The sequence below is a fragment of the Ostreiculturibacter nitratireducens genome (genome assembly GCF_032670585.1).
GTDB classification, from domain to species: domain Bacteria; phylum Pseudomonadota; class Alphaproteobacteria; order Rhodobacterales; family Rhodobacteraceae; genus Ostreiculturibacter; species Ostreiculturibacter nitratireducens.
Genome location: NZ_JAVQHL010000001.1, coordinates 1,471,955 through 1,489,387 on the forward strand (window position 1 = coordinate 1,471,955; position 17,433 = coordinate 1,489,387).

17 protein-coding genes and 2 pseudogenes are annotated in these 17,433 nt (G+C 64.9%); 13 read left to right on the forward strand and 6 right to left on the reverse strand.

All coding sequences use genetic code 11. The features are described 5' to 3' along the window. Positions 1-7 precede the first annotated feature (7 nt). The gene (locus ABCN56_RS07020; RefSeq protein ID WP_343080045.1) at positions 8-1,117 is read right to left on the reverse strand and encodes a M24 family metallopeptidase; all 1,110 of its coding nucleotides are present in this window, start codon (positions 1,115-1,117) and stop codon (positions 8-10) included. A 549-nt stretch (positions 1,118-1,666) separates the two neighbouring features. Here ABCN56_RS07020 and ABCN56_RS07025 point away from each other — a divergent pair. From ABCN56_RS07025 to ABCN56_RS07040, 4 genes are read left to right on the forward strand one after another with little or no spacing between them, the layout of a single operon-like run. After that, positions 1,667-2,533 (forward strand): FAD binding domain-containing protein, encoded by an 867-nt coding sequence (locus ABCN56_RS07025; RefSeq protein WP_343080046.1) that lies wholly within the window; start codon positions 1,667-1,669, stop codon positions 2,531-2,533. Continuing rightward, entirely contained in the window at positions 2,530-3,009 is a 480-nt protein-coding gene (locus tag ABCN56_RS07030) for a (2Fe-2S)-binding protein (protein WP_343080047.1), read from the forward strand. Before ABCN56_RS07025 ends, ABCN56_RS07030 begins: the two co-directional genes overlap by 4 nt. Further along, positions 3,009-5,279 carry a xanthine dehydrogenase family protein molybdopterin-binding subunit gene (locus ABCN56_RS07035; protein WP_343080048.1) on the forward strand — a complete coding sequence of 757 codons (2,271 nt, stop codon included), beginning with the start codon at positions 3,009-3,011 and terminating at the stop codon, positions 5,277-5,279. The genes ABCN56_RS07030 and ABCN56_RS07035 overlap by 1 nt, the downstream gene beginning before the upstream one ends. Beyond that, the gene (locus tag ABCN56_RS07040) at positions 5,272-5,514 is read left to right on the forward strand and encodes a MoaD/ThiS family protein (RefSeq protein ID WP_343080049.1); all 243 of its coding nucleotides are present in this window, start codon (positions 5,272-5,274) and stop codon (positions 5,512-5,514) included. Before ABCN56_RS07035 ends, ABCN56_RS07040 begins: the two co-directional genes overlap by 8 nt. A gap of 186 nt (positions 5,515-5,700) precedes the next feature. Here ABCN56_RS07040 and ABCN56_RS07045 read toward each other — a convergent pair whose 3' ends face one another. Together ABCN56_RS07045 and ABCN56_RS07050 are read right to left on the reverse strand one after the other, a co-directional pair. After that, positions 5,701-6,561 (reverse strand): polysaccharide deacetylase family protein, encoded by an 861-nt coding sequence (locus ABCN56_RS07045; protein WP_343080050.1) that lies wholly within the window; start codon positions 6,559-6,561, stop codon positions 5,701-5,703. Between the two features lie 30 nt (positions 6,562-6,591). Further along, positions 6,592-7,221 (reverse strand): TetR/AcrR family transcriptional regulator, encoded by a 630-nt coding sequence (locus ABCN56_RS07050; RefSeq protein ID WP_343080051.1) that lies wholly within the window; start codon positions 7,219-7,221, stop codon positions 6,592-6,594. A gap of 137 nt (positions 7,222-7,358) precedes the next feature. Here ABCN56_RS07050 and ABCN56_RS07055 point away from each other — a divergent pair, with 137 nt between their 5' ends. The 8 genes and pseudogenes from ABCN56_RS07055 (at position 7,359) to ABCN56_RS07090 (ending at position 13,983) form a co-directional block, all read left to right on the forward strand. After that, positions 7,359-8,417, forward strand: coding sequence for an ABC transporter substrate-binding protein (locus ABCN56_RS07055; protein ID WP_343080052.1), 1,059 nt, complete (start codon positions 7,359-7,361; stop codon positions 8,415-8,417). A 57-nt stretch (positions 8,418-8,474) separates the two neighbouring features. Next, entirely contained in the window at positions 8,475-9,281 is an 807-nt protein-coding gene (locus ABCN56_RS07060) for an ABC transporter permease (protein WP_343080053.1), read from the forward strand. 2 nt (positions 9,282-9,283) lie between these two features. After that, positions 9,284-10,087 (forward strand): ABC transporter ATP-binding protein, encoded by an 804-nt coding sequence (locus ABCN56_RS07065; RefSeq protein ID WP_343080054.1) that lies wholly within the window; start codon positions 9,284-9,286, stop codon positions 10,085-10,087. Beyond that, on the forward strand, positions 10,084-10,851 hold the full coding sequence (locus ABCN56_RS07070) for an SDR family NAD(P)-dependent oxidoreductase (protein ID WP_343080055.1): 768 nt from the start codon (positions 10,084-10,086) through the stop codon (positions 10,849-10,851). Before ABCN56_RS07065 ends, ABCN56_RS07070 begins: the two co-directional genes overlap by 4 nt. Then, entirely contained in the window at positions 10,848-11,579 is a 732-nt protein-coding gene (locus ABCN56_RS07075; protein ID WP_343080056.1) for an SDR family NAD(P)-dependent oxidoreductase, read from the forward strand. Before ABCN56_RS07070 ends, ABCN56_RS07075 begins: the two co-directional genes overlap by 4 nt. Positions 11,580-11,592: 13 nt before the next feature. Then, positions 11,593-12,558: an agmatinase gene (gene speB / locus ABCN56_RS07080; RefSeq protein ID WP_343080057.1), complete on the forward strand. Its 966-nt coding sequence runs from the start codon at positions 11,593-11,595 to the stop codon at positions 12,556-12,558. 98 nt (positions 12,559-12,656) lie between these two features. Continuing rightward, positions 12,657-13,455, forward strand: a pseudogene (locus ABCN56_RS07085) (IS5 family transposase). A 6-nt stretch (positions 13,456-13,461) separates the two neighbouring features. After that, positions 13,462-13,983 carry a hypothetical protein gene (locus ABCN56_RS07090; protein WP_343080058.1) on the forward strand — a complete coding sequence of 174 codons (522 nt, stop codon included), beginning with the start codon at positions 13,462-13,464 and terminating at the stop codon, positions 13,981-13,983. 114 nt (positions 13,984-14,097) lie between these two features. On the opposite strand, the gene ABCN56_RS07095 is transcribed toward ABCN56_RS07090, so the two are convergent. Beyond that, positions 14,098-14,298, reverse strand: a complete 201-nt coding sequence (locus ABCN56_RS07095; RefSeq protein ID WP_343080059.1) for a hypothetical protein — start codon at positions 14,296-14,298, stop codon at positions 14,098-14,100. Positions 14,299-14,434: 136 nt separating this feature from the next. Here ABCN56_RS07095 and ABCN56_RS07100 point away from each other — a divergent pair, with 136 nt between their 5' ends. Next, a complete protein-coding gene (locus ABCN56_RS07100; RefSeq protein ID WP_343080060.1) occupies positions 14,435-15,631 on the forward strand; it encodes an alpha/beta hydrolase in 1,197 nt (398 codons plus the stop codon). 401 nt (positions 15,632-16,032) lie between these two features. On the opposite strand, the gene ABCN56_RS07105 is transcribed toward ABCN56_RS07100, so the two are convergent. Together ABCN56_RS07105 and ABCN56_RS07110 are read right to left on the reverse strand one after the other, a co-directional pair. Further along, entirely contained in the window at positions 16,033-16,848 is an 816-nt protein-coding gene (locus ABCN56_RS07105) for a class I SAM-dependent methyltransferase (RefSeq protein WP_343080061.1), read from the reverse strand. Between the two features lie 271 nt (positions 16,849-17,119). Further along, positions 17,120-17,377, reverse strand: a pseudogene (locus ABCN56_RS07110) (DDE-type integrase/transposase/recombinase); the annotation flags it as partial. Positions 17,378-17,433: the final 56 nt, after the last annotated feature.

Genomic DNA, 17,433 nt, shown 5'->3' on the forward strand with positions numbered 1-17,433 from the left:
TCCCCTCTCAGAGCGGTACAATCGATTGCGAGTCCGACAGCGCACGCACGCCCCGCTCGGACAGGACATAGTCGTTTTCGATGCGCACGCCGGCGCGCAATTCAGGGCCATAGAGACCTGGCTCCAGCGTGAACACGTCGCCGACCTGGAAGTGGTCATCCCAGCGCGGGTTGATGCGCGGGGTCTCGACCGGATTGAGGCCGATGCCATGTCCCAGGTGGCTCTTGAACCGCCAGCCGCGATAACCGTCAAGGAAACGACCGACCTCGTCGTAGACCGCCCGGCAAGACACGCCAGGGCAGATCATCGACAATGCAAGTTCATGCGCCTCGACGACACGCCGGGCCGCGTCGAGCTGGGCGGCGCTCCACTCCCCGCCGACCGGATAGGTTCGGCAAAGGTCCGAGTAGTAGCCATGAAGCATCACGCCGGTGTCGATCGGGATCAGATCACCGGCTTTCAGCGGCTCGGTGCGTGGCGACCCGCCTGGCGAACCCCCGCGATAGTCGTTTCCCAGTTCGCCGATGGGCTGCCCCGCCGACGATACCGCCGCCGCCTGGTAAGCCGCAAAGAGGTCGATCTCGCGAGTGCCTTCGACCAGGAGCGGCTCAATTGCCGCATAGGCGGCTTCGCCAGCGGCAGCGGCGGCCTCGATCAAGGCGATCTCGTCAGGGTCTTTCGCGCGCTGGCGGGCGAAGAGCTGGCGCTGCATGTCGACTGGCTCGACCCGCCCCACCAGGGTCAGCGGCAGGTCTCCGTCGCTTCCCAGATTGCCGGAACTGGGAATGATATCCAGCAGCGCCTCGACGGCAAGATCGCGCAATCCGGGCCGGAGCGAGGACAGAAATGCCGCCTCGAACACCCGTTCCTCGTCAGCGAAGACCGTCCCTTCGGCGCCTGCCGGACGGCAGATCACCGACGGTCCGTCAGCAAGGATCAGGGCTGCAGCTGGAAATATCTCCCTTGCGCGGTAGTTGAACAACCGCGTCAGCTGGCCCCGGTCACGCACGAGAATCGCACCACATCCCGTCTCTCTCAGATCCGCGCGCAACGCTTCCTGGCGCTTGCGGCAGAAATCCTCGTTCATCTCGTGCCGGACCGTTCTCTGGCGGTTCATGTCGCCCCCTCGTCTGTGTCGTCGCTGGAATAGAAGCAGATCGTCACGTCTTGCTCTCCTTGGTCCGAACCGGACTGCAGGAACTGTCCTGCCAAGGAAGGACCTCTTCTTGCGAGGCCGCAAGAACACCCAAGCCGCTGCAACCCTATCAGGGCAGAACCATCCCGCAATGCCAAAGCAGGAAGCCGAAACCGTGCATGATCGCGCAGCATACGATCCCCTCGCGCGACTTGAGACGCGGGAAGGGCTTCGATTTTCCATGCCTGACCTCAATGCGGCTCCGCTGCCCGGCTGAAGAAAAGGCGAGCCCTGACACGATCTGCAAGAGGCCGGTGGAGAACATATTCCCGAATTGGCGGATTCTGCGCTTGCATGCGGTCCGGAAGGTTCCGTATCAACTCAAATCAAGTGACCTGCTTGACCGCCACTGGATGTTCGGGCTCGAGCCTCCCGGAAGGCAGCTGGGCTACCGGAATGGAGCCGGAGCGATCGGCATCCGTGCGGGGGCAATGGCTCTCTTGTCCGGATCGTCACGGAAAAGGAGGGACCATGCGATATCATACACCGTCAACTTTTGAGGACGCGGTTGCGATTGCAGCCGGATCTGGGGGCGTGACGCGTTTTCTGGCGGGAGGCACGGATGTGCTCGTCCAGATGCGTGCGGGGATGGTGACCCCGGACGATCTTATCGACATCAAGCGCATTCCCGGCGTGCGTGACATTTCGCAGACGGCCGATAGCGGCTGGCGGATCGGCATCGCCGTGTCCGGCGCGGAACTTGGCGAGCATGCGGGCCTCTCCCGCGACTGGCCCGGCGTCGTCGAGGGGATGGAACTGGTCGGCTCGACCCAGATCCAGGGCCGCGCGACGCTGACGGGCAACCTGTGCAACGGCTCGCCGGCGGCGGATTCGGTGCCGGGGCTGGTCGCGGCCGGCGCGAGGGTCGCGATCACGGGGCCGGAGGGCACGCGCGAGGTGGCAATCGAGGAGATCCCGGCAGGCCCGGGCAGGACCACGCTGAAGCACGGCGAGGTTATTTCCGCCGTGATACTGCCGGCGCGCGGCAAGAACGGCGGCGACGCATACCTGCGCTTCATTCCGCGCACCGAGATGGACATCGCCGTGGTCGGCTGCGCGGTCAACCTTCGGGTTGACGGCGACACGATCACCGAGGCGCGAGTGGCGCTGGGCGCGGTCGCGCCGACGGTGATCCTGGCGCCCGAGGCGGCGAAGGCCATCATCGGCACGAAACTCGACGAGGCGGCGCTCGAGGCGCTGGCGAAGGCGGCGTCCGCAGCCGCGACCCCGATCACCGACAAGCGCGGCACGGCCGAGTTCCGCACCCACGTGGCGGGGGTTCTGGCCAAGCGGGCGGCGCGCATCGCCTACGCCCGCGCGAAAGGAGCCGAGAAATGAGCAAGATCCATGTGACAACCAGCGTGAACGGCGACCCGGTCGAGTTCCTCGCCGACCCGCGCGAAACGCTGCTCGACTGCCTGCGCGACCACCTCGGCCTGACCGGCTCGAAGGAAGGCTGCGGAACCGGCGACTGCGGGGCGTGCTCCGTGATGCTCGACGGCCGGCTGGTGAGTTCCTGCCTGGTCCTGGGCGTCGAGGCCGAGGGCAAGCGGATCGACACGATCGAAGGCATGGCGAACGGCGGCGAGCTCCACCCGCTTCAGCGCAAGTTCATCGAACTTGCGGCGCTGCAATGCGGGTTCTGCACGCCGGGAATCCTCGTGGCATCGAAGGCGCTGCTGGAAAAGAACCCGGACCCGAGCGAGGAAGAAGTGCGCTACTGGCTGGCGGGCAACCTGTGCCGTTGCACCGGCTATGACAAGATCGTGCGCGCCGTCCTGGACGCGGCGGCGGAAATGCGGGGGGCGGCGTGATGGCGAAAGACGAGATCAGGACCGAATACAAACTGGTCGGCACCCGGCCCAACCGGCCCGACGGGCTCGACAAGGTTACGGGGCGGGCCCGCTACGGCGCGGACTTCTCGCTGCCGGGGATGCTCTTCGGCGCGGTGGTGCGTTCGCCGCATGCGCACGCGCGCATCAAGCGGATAGACGCATCGAAGGCGCTGGCGCTTGACGGTGTGAAGGCGGTGGTCACGCGTGCCGACTTCCCGACCGGCTTGACCGGCGAGGACTGGAACCTGCAGGAAAACACCATGGCCGGCGACGTGGCGCTCTACGACGGTCACGCGGTCGCGGCGGTCGCGGCCACCTCGGCGCTGCTGGCGCAGGACGCGGCGCGTCTGATCGAGGTCGAATACGAGATCCTGCCGCACGTCACGGACGTGGACGAGGCAATCAAGCCCGGCGCTCCGGCGATCCGGCCAGGCTCGGCCGACCACTCGGTGCCCCCGCACGAGGGCGAAACGCCCGACATGTGCCGGCACAACGTGGTGCGCAACATCGAGTTCGGCCATGGCGACATCAAGGACGGCTTCGCCAAGGCCGACCTCGTGATGGAGCGGACCTACAAGACAGAGGCCACCCACCAGGGCTACATCGAGCCGCATGCCTGCGTCGGCCAGATGGGCGAGGACGGCAAGGGCGAGATGTGGGTCTGCACGCAAGGCCACTGGTTCATCCGCCGGATGTGCGCGGCCGTTCTGGGCATAGAGGCCGCGCAGCTGCGCGTGACCCCGTCCGAGATCGGCGGTGGCTTCGGCGGCAAGACGACGATCTTCATGGAGCCGCTGGCGCTGGCGCTCAGCCGCAAGGCGGGCGGCCGTCCGGTCAAGATCGTTATGAGCCGCGCCGAGGTGCTGCGGGCCACGGGGCCGACCGCGTCCTCCTCGATGGACGTCAAGATCGGGATGACGAAGGACGGCACGCTGACCGCCGCCCGGGCCGAGTTCCGGATGCAGGGCGGGGCTTTCCCCGGGGCGCCGGTCGACATGGCGCTCTACTGCGCCTTCGCCCCCTACAAGATCCCGGCGATCGAGCACATCGGTTACGACGTTCTGGCCAACCGCCCGAAATGCGCGGCCTACCGCGCGCCAGGGGCGCCGATGGGGGCCTTTGCGGTGGAAAGCCTGATCGACGAGATGTGCGGCGAGCTTGGCCTCGACCCGATCGAGGTGCGCCTGAAGAACGCCGTGAAGGAAGGCGACAAGTCGAGCTACGGCCCGACTTTCGGCAAGATCGGCCTGGTCGAGACGCTGGAGGCGGCCCGCGCGCATCCGAACTACAGCGTGCCGCTGGGGCCCAACCAGGGACGGGGCGTCGCCTCGGGCTTCTGGTTCAACCATGGCGGCGAAACATCGGTGTCGCTGGCGATATCCGAGGACGGCACCGTTCAGGTTTCCGTCGGCACCCCCGACATAGGTGGCAGCCGCGCCTCGATCGCGTTGATGACGGCCGAGACCCTCGGCATCCCCTACGAGGACGTGCGGGTGAACGTGGTCGAAACCGGCGCCCTCGGCGTCAACGAACCGACCCACGGCAGCCGGGCAACCTTCGCCAGCGGCAAGGCCGCCGTCGAGGCGGCGCGCCAAGCCGCGCGCGAGATGTGCCGGCGCGCGGCCAAGGAATGGGGAATCGATGAAGAAGCCGTTGTCTGGGAAGACGGCGCGGCCAGGCCTGCGGGGCCCAATGCCGGCAAGTTCCCCCCGATGACCATAGCCGAGATCGCGTCAAGGATGGGCAGCACCGGCGGCCCGATCTCGGGCCACCACGAGTCCGTTCCGGGAGGCGTCGGCGCCAGCTTCGGGACCCACGTCGTGGATGTCGAGGTCGACCCCGAGACCGGGCGCACGACCATTCTGCGCTATCTCGTGGTGCAGGACGCCGGCCGGGCAATCCACCCCTCCTATGTCGAGGGCCAGTACCAGGGCGGGGCTGCGCAGGGCATCGGCTGGGCACTGAACGAGGAGTATGTCTATGGCGACGACGGGCGGCTGCAGAATCCGGTGTTCCTCGACTACCGAGTGCCGGTGGCATCGGACCTGCCGATGATCGACACTGTGATCGTCGAGGTGCCCAACCCGGGCCACCCCTACGGCGTGCGCGGTGTCGGCGAAACGGGGATCACCCCGCCCTTGCCGGCCATCGCCAACGCCATCGCCGTGGCGACCGGCGCCCGCCTGCGCCACCTGCCGATGAACCCGCCGAGGGTCTTGGCGGCAATCCAGGCCAAGGACCGTGGTTGAGGTAAACCTCTGGTCCGGCCTGCGCCGGTTCACGGACGGAGAGATCGTGGTCTCGGTCGAGGCCACGACAGTCGGGGAATTGCTGGATGCGCTGGTCAAGGCGCATCCAGGCCTCGCTCCAGTGATCGAAGCCGGCGTCTCCGTCGCCGTTGACGGCGAAATCATCACGGGCCGCCAGCACCCGGTGCCCGCAGGCGCCGAGGTCTACCTCATGCAACGCCTGAAGGGCGGCTGAGGCAAGGGACCCGCGCCCAAGAAGCGCCCTGCCACGCTTCAAGGCGAGTTTGCCTGACACGCCCACCAAAACACCGGCGGGCGAATGGATTCTCCGTCTCGACAATCCGTTGGCCTCCCCCGGACGCGAAGCGAAAGCCTGAGCGCACGGGGGCGAACCTGCTGCGAACCGCCGTTCGCTCAGAGGTCAACCGACGGGAGCGATGGTTTCGCGGCGGAGGCTGTCACGGATCGAATTTGCATGCGCCGCGATCGCTTCCATCGGGGCGAACCAGACCTCACCCGTCTCCAGCGCGCGCTCGATGAGCCGTTCCATCTCCCGCCAGCGGGCGAGCCGGCCGGTGAGGAATGGGTGCAGCACCGGCATCCAGAATCCACCCGCCTCATGCATCGCGTCGAATTCTTCGGCGAAGGCACGCACGCCGTCCGAGGGCGCCCGGATTGGCATCAGGTAGTCGATCTCGGCGAAGTGGGCGAAAGGCGGCCAGTCGTCGGTGCCCCAGTGCGGCGGAATCTCGATCAAGTCGCCCTTCGGCGTCTCCACGAGGTATGGCAGGTCGTCGGCCATCATCGAGCTGTCGTAGAGGAAGCCGTGGTCGACAAGCCGGTCGACCATCGCCGGGGTCAGCGAATAGACTGGGGCTCGGTAACCACGCGGCTTGCGCCCGGTCATCGAAACATGCACTTCCATCGCGCGCTCGAACAGCTCGGCCTCGACCGCGTCGGAATGCCCCATCGGGTCTTCGTGCATCCAGGAATGGTGGCCGATTTCATGGCCGTCCCTCAGGATCGCCTCCACCGTGGCGGGGTATTCCCGCATCACCCAAGCAGGAATGAAGAAGGTCTGGGTAAGGCCCAGGCGTCGGTAGCTCTCGAGGATGCGCGGCACCGCCACCGTCGGGCCGTATCGGCCCATCGAGACTGCCTGCAACCGGAGGTCGGCATCGTCCGGCCGGGCGGCGCGGATCAGTGAGTCGGCGTCAATGTCGAAAGTGACACAGGCGGCGCTGCGCTTGCCTTCGGGCCAGTCGATTGGGTGCAGAAACATTGGGGCGGGCTCCCGGATCTAGGGGCGCGTTCATGGGGCATTGCCCTGGTCCGCGCATACGGAAAACAGCGCGACGAGATCGTTGCGCAGACGCGTCTCGATCTCGTCCTGTGTCATGTCGTCGGAGGAGATGAACTCTATGAATCGGGCGTTCTGGAGCTGGAACAGCGCGCGGCCGAGATGCAGCGGGCTTACCTCCTTGGCGAGGCGCCCCGCGGCCTGCATCGCTTCGAGCCGCCGCACCAGGACGAGGGCAAGCTGTTCGTCGAGCTTGGAATAGGCCTTGCTGAGTTGGGTGCCCGCTTCCGTCGTGACAGCCGCGATCACCTGGCGCCAGATATCCTTTTCAAGATTGGTGATCGCGTGCTCCATGATCTGGCGTGCGAATGAGAGCGTGAGCGCGACCAGCCCGCCATCTTCGCGCGACAGCGACGCGTCGAGCCGCTCTATCAGCCGCTTGTCGCTTTCGATAACGAGGGCGAGCAGCACACCGGCCTTGGTTCCGTAGTAATTGTGCACGGTCACGCCGGACACGCCGGCGGCGACGGCGATGTTTTCGATCGTCGTCTTGTCGTAACCCTTCCTTTTGAAAAGGTCTTTGGCAGAAGACACGATCCGGTTGCGCCGGTCTTCCTTCTGTCGTGCACGCAGGCTGCTCACCACTTCCTCCTTGGGTTGACCGTGACATTCGGCCAGCGGGCTATTTTGGTCAAGAACAAATTTTTATTGCATAAACCTTTTTAGTCTGTACAGAATTTGGCATGGACAAGATTTCACGCCAGCAGCGGAGAAAAACCATGCGCCAAGTTCTCAACATCGCCGCCGCCGCGGCGCTTCTGGCGGGAGGCGGCGTCGGCGCCGCGGCCGCCGATACCGTTAACATAGGCATCTGCGTCTCCTGGCCGGGCTACGCGATGCTCAAGGTCGCCGACGACAACGGGCTCGTCGCCGACCACGACCTCAACTTCACGATCTTCGAGGACCCGCTCGGCGGGCATGCCGCGCTCGCGGCCGGGCAGATCGACGTCTACGGCTGCACCGCCGACTACACCCCGCTCGTGGTCGACCGCGGCACCGACGTGGTGAACGTGGCTTTCATGAACCCGTCCTACGGCGTCGACCACGTGATCCTCGCCCCCGACATGGCGATCACCGAGCTGCCCGGAAAGAAAGTGGCCGCGCCGCAGGCCTACATTGGCCAGCTCCTGATGGGTCTCTGGCTGGATTCGGAGGGCATCGCCCCGGACCAGGTGGAATGGGTGAACCTGAACGCCGACGAGGCGGTCGGGCCGATGATGTCGGACGACCTCGCCGCGGCTTACATGTATGAGCCGTGGATTTCCAAGGTGCTTGAAGCCAAGCCGGGCGCGAAGAGCGTGGTGGACACCTCGGATCCGGACATGCTGAAGACCGGCATCTTCATGGACGCGCTCTACATGAACAAGAACTTCATCGCAGAACACCGTGACACTGCGGTCGCGGTGCTCAAGGCGCGCTGGGAGGGCCTCGGCTACTGGAATGCCCATACCGAGGAGGTGAACCAGCAGATGGCCGACTTCCTTCAATGGCCGGTCGAGGATATCGGCTACGTCATCGGCAACGACGGCAAGAGCCTGCTTGGCGGCATCTACATGATGGACTTCGACGAAAGCGCCCGCATTTGCGGCGTGCTCGATGGCGATGGTCCGTTCGGGATGGCCAATGGCTCGATCGTCGACACCGTCGCGCTCACCAACGACTGGTGGATCAAGCTCGGCCTGATGACCAACAAGATCGACGCCGCCGCGGGCATCGACTGCAGCCTCATGGCCGATCTCGTGGCTGCCGGCTACCGCCAGGAACTGACGGCACACTGACGCATCGCGGGGAGCGCCGCACTTGGCGCTCCCTGCTCCACCAATCGGAGCATGGCCGTGACGGAGCGTTCGCGATCCAAACCTTTCCTCCGGCTGCGCAAGCCGGTCGGCCGACGCCAGAGCATTTCCTCTGCGATAGCCATCTGGGTTCTGTTCTTCGGTGTCTGGGTCTTCGCTTCGGCTTCCGGCATGGTCAACGAGTTGCTGGTACCCGCGCCGCAGCAGGTCTTCGCCACGACCATCGACCTGTTCTTCGGTCGCGGCTTCGCGTCCGACGTGTTGATATCGATCGGCCGCGTTCTCGCCGCCTTCGCGATGGCGGTCGCCGTCGCCGTGCCGCTCGGCGTGATGATGGGCAGTTTCCCTGCCATCGAGGCGTTCATAGCCCCCTTCGTTTCGGCCTGGCGCTACCTGCCGGCGCCGTCGTTCATCCCGATCCTGCTGATGTGGTTCGGCACCGGCGAGGCGCCCAAGTTGGCGCTCCTGTTCATAGGGGTGATCTTCTTCCTCATCACCCTGATCATGGATCACACTAAGAACGTGCGCGAAGAGCTGGTGGAGACGGCGCTCACGCTCGGCGCGCGCCGCGGGACGGTGGTGAGGCGCGTCATCTTCCCGGCCGTCTTGCCCGATATCGTGGTGGCGATGCGCCAGATGCTGGCTATGGCCTGGACCTACCTGGTCATCGCCGAGATTGTCGCTTCGACCACCGGCATCGGTGCGATGATGATGCGCGCCCGCCGGTTTCTGAAAACCGACGAGATCCTTTCCGGCATCATCGTGATCGGCGTGCTCGGCCTCGCCTTCGATCTCTTGTTCGCCGCCCTGCACCGCTGGGCCTTCCCCTACCTGCGAAAGGCCTGAACATGACCGCGACGACCACCGACTCCGCTCTGGAAATCCGCGGCATCACCAAGGCGTTCGACCTCGGCGGAGGCCGCAGCGTGACGGCGGTCAAGGACATCAACTTCGCGGTCGAGCGCAATTCGATTTGCGTGTTGCTCGGCCCGTCCGGTTGCGGCAAGTCAACGATCCTGAGGATGATGGCGGGCCTCGAAACCCCGACGTCGGGCGAAATCTTCATCGGCGGCCGAACAGTCGACGGCCCCGGACGCGACCGCGGGATGGTTTTCCAGGCCTACACCTCGTTCGACTGGCTCACCGTCCGGAAGAACGTCGAGTTTGGCATGGATATCAACGGGGTCGCCCCAGCCGAGCGGCGCGAGAGGGCGGACCGTTTCATCAAACTTGTCGGCCTCGGCAAGTTTGCAGACGCCTACCCCTCGCAGCTCTCTGGCGGCATGCGCCAAAGGGTGGCCATCGCCAGAACGCTGGCGAATGATCCCGAAGTGCTTCTGATGGACGAGCCTTTCGGGGCGCTCGACGCCGAGACACGGTGGCTGATGCAGGAACTCATGATCGATGTCGCGGAGAAGACGAACACCACGATGGTCATCGTCACTCACGACCTCGAAGAAGCGATCTTTCTGGCCGACAAGATTGTGTTTCTGTCCAGCCATCCAGGCCGGGTGAAAGAAGAGATCGTGCCGGCGTTCAAGCAGGGCCATCGGATCGGCGACAAGGAACGCGCGGTGAAACTCGACGGCTACGCCGAGCTTGAGTCGCACCTGATGCGGCTGATGCGGGAAGAGGGGCGTGGCGCGGAATGAGTGTAAGCTTCGATTTCACCGGCAAGACGGTGCTGGTGACCGGTGCGTCGAGTGGCATTGGCCATGGCGTGGCTGAGGGCTTTGCCCGCGCCGGGGCGGACCTGATCATTCTGTCGGATACGCAGGCGATCCATGACGCGGCCCAGCGGATGCCGGGCAAGGTCCGCGCGATCCAGTGCGACATCGCCAATGCCGCGATGGTCACGGAAAGGCTCGCCGGGATCGACCGGGTCGATGTGCTTGTCAACAACGCAGGGCTCGAGCGCCCCACCCCGCTCACCGGCGAAAACCCGGCGGGCAACGCGACCTTCGAACGCATCGTCGCGATCAACGTCACCGGCACGCAGAACGTGACCGACACGTTGGTGACACGTATTCCAGACGGCGGACGCATCATCCTCACCGCCTCGATCTGGGCGCGCACCGCCGTGCCCGGGTTTTCGGCCTATGTGGCCAGCAAGCATGCGCTGGTCGGATTGGCGCGGACCTGGGCACAGGAGCTGGGGCCGCGCGGCATCCGGGTGAACGCCGTCTGCCCGGGCTGGGTCAAGACCGGCCCGGCGATGAACTCGCTACGCGAACTGGCGAAGGCCAGTGGGCGCAGCGAGGCCGACGTCGAGGCCGAGATCATGTCCGCGCAGGCGATCGACGGCCTTATGGAACCGGCCGACATGGCCGACATCTACATGTTCCTCGCCTCGTCGGGCGGGGCCAACATCACCGGCCAGGCGATCAACGTCGACCGCGGCGAGGTTATGTCATGAGCCTCGCTGGCAAGGTCGCCCTCGTCACCGGGGGCTCGCGCGGGATCGGCCGGGCGATTGCGCTGGCGCTGGCCCGGAAGAGGGCAAAGGTCGCCTTCTGCCATCCCGGCGATCCGGCCGCCGGCGCGACGCTCAGCGAGATCCAAGGCCTGTCCATGGGGATGGAACAGACCGCCGACGTGTCGGATGAAGCGGCGGTGGAGGCGTTCTTCGATGCCGCCACGGACGCGTTCGGCCCGCCGGACATCCTCGTCAACAATGCCGGCATCCTGCGCCAGAGCCCGCTCGCCAAGACCGGTGTGGAGGAGTTCGACCGGGTGATCGCGGTGAACCTGCGCGGCACCTTCCTCGCCTCGCGCGCCTTCGTGCGCCGTGCTCAGGCGGGCCGGATCATCAACATTGCCAGCGACCTCGGCATTCTCGGACGCGAGGAGATGTCGGCCTACACCGCATCGAAGGGGGCGATCATCGCGCTCACTCGGACACTGGCGCGCGAATTGGCCCCGAATATCCTGGTGAACGCCATCGCCCCCGGGTCGATCGAAACGGACATGACAAGCCCCGCGAGCATGAGCCCCGAGCAGCTTGCGAAGGACATGGCGACACCGCTCGCCCGCTTCGGCCAACCCGAAGATATCGCCGCGATGGCCTGCTTCCTCGCGGGCGCCGAGAGCAACTTCGTCACCGGCCAGTGTTTCGGCGTGAACGGTGGCAGTGTTATGACCTGACAGGACCCGAAAAATGACAAGCGACCCCTTCTTTCACCCCGTCTCCGGTTTGGATCTGCCCCGTTTCGCGGGCATACCCACCTTCATGCGCCTGCCGTATGTGCCGCTCGACCACCCCCGGCTTGCCGAGGTGCAGATCGGCCTGATCGGCTCGCCCTGGGATTCGGGCACCACCAACCGGCCGGGACCGCGCCACGGGCCGCGCCAGCTACGCGACATGTCGACGATGATCCGCGCCCAGAACGGCGCGACCGGGGTACGGCCGTTCGAGTTGGCGAACATCGCCGATCTCGGCGACGTGGCCCCGAACCCCGCCGATCTGCAGGACGCGATGGCACGGATCACCAGGTTTTTCGAACGGGTCCAGGCGGCCAGCATCCGCCCCCTGGTCGCCGGCGGCGACCACCTCAATTCGCTGCCGATCCTGCGCGCGCTGGGCAAGTCCGAACCGCTCGCGATGATCCATTTCGACAGCCACACCGATCTGTTCCACAGCTATTTCGGCGGCAACATGTATACCCACGGCACCCCCTTCCGCCGGGCCATCGAGGAGGGGCTGCTCGACCCCAAACGCGTGGTCCAGATCGGGATCCGCGGCACGACGTACGACAGCGAAGACCGCGATTTTGCCGACAGTGTCGGTGTCCGAGTGATCCCTATCGAGGAATTCCATGCCCGTGGTCCCGAGGACGTGATGATCGAGGCGAAGGAAATCGTAAGCGAGAGGCCGACTTACGTCTCCTACGACATCGACTTCATCGATCCCGCCTTCGCCCCTGGCACCGGCACGCCCGAGGTCGGAGGCCCCAATTCATACCAGGCGCTACAGGTCGTCCGCCTGCTTGACGGGGTCGACATCGTCGGCGCAGATCTCGTCGAGGTCTCGCCTCCATTCGATCAGTCCGGCGCCACGGCGTTCCTGGGAATCTCTGTGATGTTCGAGATCCTGTGCCATATGGCTGGTGCGGTGAACGGCTAGACGGACGGGAGCTGTCCAGACGGTGGTGTCAGACTAGGCTCAGGACCTATTGATCTCGCGCTTGCGGCATGATTCAGGCTCCGCAATGAGGCCTGAGCATGAGCAACCTTTTCTGGCTGACGGACGCGCAGATGGCGCGCCTTCAACCGTTCGTCGGGCAATCGATCCACCGGATCGATTGCTGATCCGCCTCACTCCCCAAGAGCCATGGCAAGCCACGCGTCGACGACCGGCGTGTCCTGAGCGGCATAATCTTCATCAATCGCAATGGCTTGCGCTGGTGCGACGCGCCCAGGGAATATGGACCGTCGAAGACGCTCTACAACCGCTGGAAGCGTTGGGGCGACATGGGGGTCTTTGCCCGGATGATGGAAGGTCTGGCCGCCGAGGGCGCCGAGCAGGAGACCGTCACGACCGACGCGACCTACCTGAAAGCGCACCGCACGGCTTCGAACCTGCGGGCGAAAAAGGGAGATGCGGGTGTCTGATCGGGCGCACGAAGGGAGGGCTGAACACCAAGCTGCATGCGGTCACGGATGCGAAGGGCCGCCCTCTGCGTTTCTTCATGACGGCGGGCCAGGTCAGCGACCATACTGGCGCTGCCGCGCTGCTGAGTAGCCTGCCCGGGGCCGACTGGCTGCTCGCCGACCGGGGCTATGATGCAGATTGGTTCCGCGACGCCTTGAAAGACAGGGGATCAGGCCCTGCATCCCGGGCCGGAAGTCCCGCGGCAAGCCCGTCAAATATGACAAGCGCCGCTACAAACGCCGCAACCGGATCGAGATCATGTTCCGCAGGCTAAAGGATTGGCGGCGCGTGGCGACCCGTTACGACAGATGCCCAAAGGTCTTCCTGTCCGCCGTCGCTCTCGCCGCAACCGTCATGTTCCGGCTTTGAAAATCAATGAGTCCGGAGCCTGATGGATCGTCGCGCCCATCGGCCGCCAACCTGCGGCGGATCGCGCTCCACTTCGGGGTCCGGCCTGCTGAACTCATGCTGCCGCAGGAGGAATTCGAAAACCATCCCAACGTCACGTCTCTGCTTTACGGCGCGGCGCAGGGCAACGTCGGTCCCGATGGGTTCGACAGCGCCTTCCTGGGACAGACGATCCCGCTTCGCCGATATCTTGGCTACTACCTGAGCTATTTCCTCTCGCATAGCTGGGAGAACTCGGTCATCTGTGCCATGGTCCGCCTCGACGAGTACGAGGGCATGGTGCGGTGCCGATCGCTCGAGCGTTCGGTCGATCCGGAAGACGGTTCACTGTTCCTGTCCAAATATAGTGGACGCGTCGCTTTTCTTGGCGGCCGCATTTTTGTCATGGAATTCCGGACGCTGGCGCGCGACGCACTGGTGGAGACTGTACTCAAGCCGAACATGCGCATTACCGCCAGCCGGATGATATCCAGGCTCGTTTTGAAGTAGCGGAAGGGGCTGCGCTTCGTCATGGGCAGACGCTGTCCGGCACCTCGGCCCGACGCAAACCAAGTTCTTCTGACAAGGCCGGCCAGGAAGGCGCGCGGGCGCGATGCATCTGGGTCAAGAGGCCGAGCCGATCCTGGCGCGGACCACGGATGCCGGGTGACGCGGCGCCTGGGAGAATACCTCTTCGACGAAGGCGAAAAAGGCAGCGCGGCGGGCCTCGCGGCGGGAGCGGAGCGCCTCGCGCTCATGTGCGGTCGGTGCTGTGTGGGCGGCGGCGGGGTGCTTCATCAGGTCGGTGTTGAAAGGCATCATCATGGCTGGTCTCCTTGGCTGGTGACCCAAGATTGCCGGGCCCAGTGCCACTCCGCTTGAGGGCAGGCCTTGGAAACCCCTGCGTTTGCCCTGTGATTTTGCTGGGGACGCCGGGAAGAACTGCGATAACATCCCCGTCATGCAACATCGTTTCGCCGATTGCGTCCTCGACGATGCGCGCCTGACGCTGACGCGGAGCGGCGCGCCGGTGGCGGTGGAGCCCCGGGTATTCGACCTCATCCACCTCCTGGTGCGGAATGCTGGGGAACTCGTCACCCGCGATCGCATGATCGAAGAGGTTTGGCAGGGCCGCATCGTATCCGAAAGCGCGATTTCGGCCTGCATTGCCGCCGCGCGCAAGGCCGTGGGCGACGACGGCAAGACGCAGGCCGTCATCCGCACAGTGGCGCGACGGGGGCTGATGCTGGTGGCCGAGGTCACGGCGGTGGGGGCAGCAGCCCCCTTGCCCGAGCCATCCGCCGATGCGCCGCGCCCCGCGACCGTCCCCCGCGTGCGCTACATTGCCGGGGCGGGTGGACAGCCTATCGCCGTCTCGGTGAATGGCAGCGGTCCGCCACTCTTGCGCGTCGATGCGCCGGCCTGGGACATCGAGGTGGAATGGACCTCTCCCTACTGGCGCGATGCGACCGAGGCGCTGGCGCAGTCGTATCGCCTGGCCCGGTTCACCAGGCGCGGCTTTGGCGACGGGGGCGATGCGGCGCCGCGGGTCGACTACGAGGCGCTGGCCGACGATATCGGCTTGGTGGCGGATGCCGCGGGCTTCGAGCGCTTCGCGCTGTTCTCGCAATCAGGCGGCATCCACGCCGCGTTGCGCTTTGCCGTGCGCCACCCATCGCGTGTCAGCCGGCTGGTCATTGCAGGAGGCTACGTCGAAGGCCGATCCAGGCGCAGCGGGACGGACGTGGCGAACGACGCGTTCCGGCGCCTGGTGTCCGAGGGCTGGCGTTCCGAGGCCGAGGGGATCGGCGCCGCTTTCATGTTCGCCTATCTGCCCGAGGGTCCGCTGGACGCAATCCTTGCTGCCGCGAGGAACCTCCAGGGATCGGTCACGAAAGAGGCCGAACTGGCGCTCAGGGACGCAATCAACGCGGTGGACAACAGCGCGCTCTTGCCGCAAGTGCGCTGCCCGACGCTGATCGTCCATGCCCGGCACGACGCGGTGCATCCGCTGTCGGAAGCCCGCAAGCTAGCCGCCGGGATCCCGAACGCCGAGCTTCTGGTGCTGGAGACGGCCAACCACCTGCCGCTGCCCGGCAAGCCGGCATGGGATGTTTTCCTCGCCGCCTTCCGCGATTTCATGGACGCGGCGCCGTGATCCTGTGGCTCGCCGATTACGAACTGGACAAAGAGCCCATGACCCTGACGTGGGGCGGCGCGGCAACCGGCATCAGGGAGAATCCGTCTCGCTTTTGCGGTCGGGCTGGTGTTGGCAGGCCTTCTTGGTCGCCTCGTTCGTCAGGTGGGCCAAGTCGTGATGAACCAAGTACCGCGGCAACGCGCTGTGACCGGCGTAAACCGCAGCTCCCGGCCCGAAGCTGCCGTTCAACTGGTGTTCGCAATGCTGCGGCGCTGCCCGTCAAACCGAACCTTCAACGATAGTGCAGCATCTCGAGTCGTGTGACGGCCGCTGTGCGGGACGAAGAGGCCGTATGCTCTGGACACACGCGACGGCTTCTCAGCGGACCAGAGTGGCCGTCGTCGCCTGCGTTCTCGTATTCAGAGTGCAGCTTCGACGATGGCCACCGGTACAGGAACGCGAAATCCGCCCTCATCTCCAAAGTTCTCGCGCACGTTGTCCGTAATCTGTTCCTGGATGGCCCCTATGACTTCAGGCTCCTGACCCTTGATCAGTTGGGAAGCAGCTACCGTGGCAGTAAGGAAGATCTCGAACAATTCTCCAGGTTCCGAGAGCTCCCAAAATGCCGGAACGATCTCATGCGAGACCACGCGCAACCCGGATACCTTCATCATTTCCCGTGCGCCCTCTGGTTTCGCAAATACGAAGAGATCGGGCTGTGCTGGGGCTTTGGAGAAGTCCGCATTGCCTCTGATGGCGCCAAAGACCGTTCCGAACGCTGGCGAAACATCGGGAGCTGCCCACGTAGCCATGAGAAATCGACCGTCTGGCCTTAGAACTCTCTGGACTTCCGACAGAGCCTTCTGCTGGTCGGGAAGATGCATCATTCCAAAATTGCAGACCACCTGATCGAATGCACCATCGTCGAATGGCAGCGATCCTGCATCTCCCTGCCGCAGATCGGCTTCAGGTGCGTTCAAAGCTGCACGGGCCAGCATCTCGTTCGAAAAATCCAGCCCCGTCACCTTTGCGCCAGCGTCGCACAGCATGGCTGTCAGAGTTCCCTGCCCACAGCACAAGTCGAGGATAGACTTGTCCCTCGGGGAGCTCCGTTCGACTAGAACCCGGGCGATAGAGTCGGTTACAGGAACGAACTTGTCGACATATGCCGACACGAGCCCTTCATTTGCCCAGCCATCGCGCTCTCGCGCGGCAAATTCACCGAAATCCTGCATCAGTTCCACCCTTGGCAGCCAGCGATCATGCCAAACTCAAGGTAGCACGAAAACGAAAGTTGATGACGGCCGCTTTCAGCCCAGTGCTGACATCTTGTCCGGCGGTCAGCGGACCGTGCCGCGCCGCGCCGAGCTTCCCGCCTGACACCGCAGAAGTCACCATTCTCCGTTCTGCCCCTGCTGCAAGCCCTTGCGGTGGTGCTGGCAGACCAATTCGGACCAGTCTCCGCCGGGACAGTGAAACTGCACCTTATCCCGTGCAGAGACCGCGTCATTCGGCGAGAGCGGCAGCTCGGTTGGCCTTGAAGAGTGATCTGCTGGAGAGATTGCGCTCCTGGTCGAAGCGGTTTGAGGCGGAGGCGTGGACCGCGGCGAACGTCTGCAAACTTCGCATCCGTCGAAAGCGGAGCATGACCCGCTCGCGTCGTCGGAACGGAAGGTGCGAATTCTCTGCTCTGTTGTTCGCCCATCGGCCCGTCTCCTGCCGAGTTACTCTGACAAGACCTTCCTGATTGAATTGGCTGGAAACGGAGGCGTGAACGACGGCCTCGGGACTGGTCGAGCTACTTGAAGGGGTTGCGCTCC

Bases quoted from the DNA above. Each gene is read 5' to 3' on its own strand.
- ABCN56_RS07020 (WP_343080045.1), bottom strand. From the start codon at position 1,117: ATGAACCGCCAGAGAACGGTCCGGCACGAGATGAACGAGGATTTCTGC.
- ABCN56_RS07025 (WP_343080046.1), top strand. From the start codon at position 1,667: ATGCGATATCATACACCGTCAACTTTTGAGGACGCGGTTGCGATTGCA.
- ABCN56_RS07030 (WP_343080047.1), top strand. From the start codon at position 2,530: ATGAGCAAGATCCATGTGACAACCAGCGTGAACGGCGACCCGGTCGAG.
- ABCN56_RS07035 (WP_343080048.1), top strand. From the start codon at position 3,009: ATGGCGAAAGACGAGATCAGGACCGAATACAAACTGGTCGGCACCCGG.
- ABCN56_RS07045 (WP_343080050.1), bottom strand. From the start codon at position 6,561: ATGTTTCTGCACCCAATCGACTGGCCCGAAGGCAAGCGCAGCGCCGCC.
- ABCN56_RS07055 (WP_343080052.1), top strand. From the start codon at position 7,359: ATGCGCCAAGTTCTCAACATCGCCGCCGCCGCGGCGCTTCTGGCGGGA.
- ABCN56_RS07065 (WP_343080054.1), top strand. From the start codon at position 9,284: ATGACCGCGACGACCACCGACTCCGCTCTGGAAATCCGCGGCATCACC.
- ABCN56_RS07070 (WP_343080055.1), top strand. From the start codon at position 10,084: ATGAGTGTAAGCTTCGATTTCACCGGCAAGACGGTGCTGGTGACCGGT.
- ABCN56_RS07075 (WP_343080056.1), top strand. From the start codon at position 10,848: ATGAGCCTCGCTGGCAAGGTCGCCCTCGTCACCGGGGGCTCGCGCGGG.
- speB (WP_343080057.1), top strand. From the start codon at position 11,593: ATGACAAGCGACCCCTTCTTTCACCCCGTCTCCGGTTTGGATCTGCCC.
- ABCN56_RS07090 (WP_343080058.1), top strand. From the start codon at position 13,462: ATGAGTCCGGAGCCTGATGGATCGTCGCGCCCATCGGCCGCCAACCTG.
- ABCN56_RS07095 (WP_343080059.1), bottom strand. From the start codon at position 14,298: ATGATGATGCCTTTCAACACCGACCTGATGAAGCACCCCGCCGCCGCC.
- ABCN56_RS07100 (WP_343080060.1), top strand. From the start codon at position 14,435: ATGCAACATCGTTTCGCCGATTGCGTCCTCGACGATGCGCGCCTGACG.
- ABCN56_RS07105 (WP_343080061.1), bottom strand. From the start codon at position 16,848: ATGCAGGATTTCGGTGAATTTGCCGCGCGAGAGCGCGATGGCTGGGCA.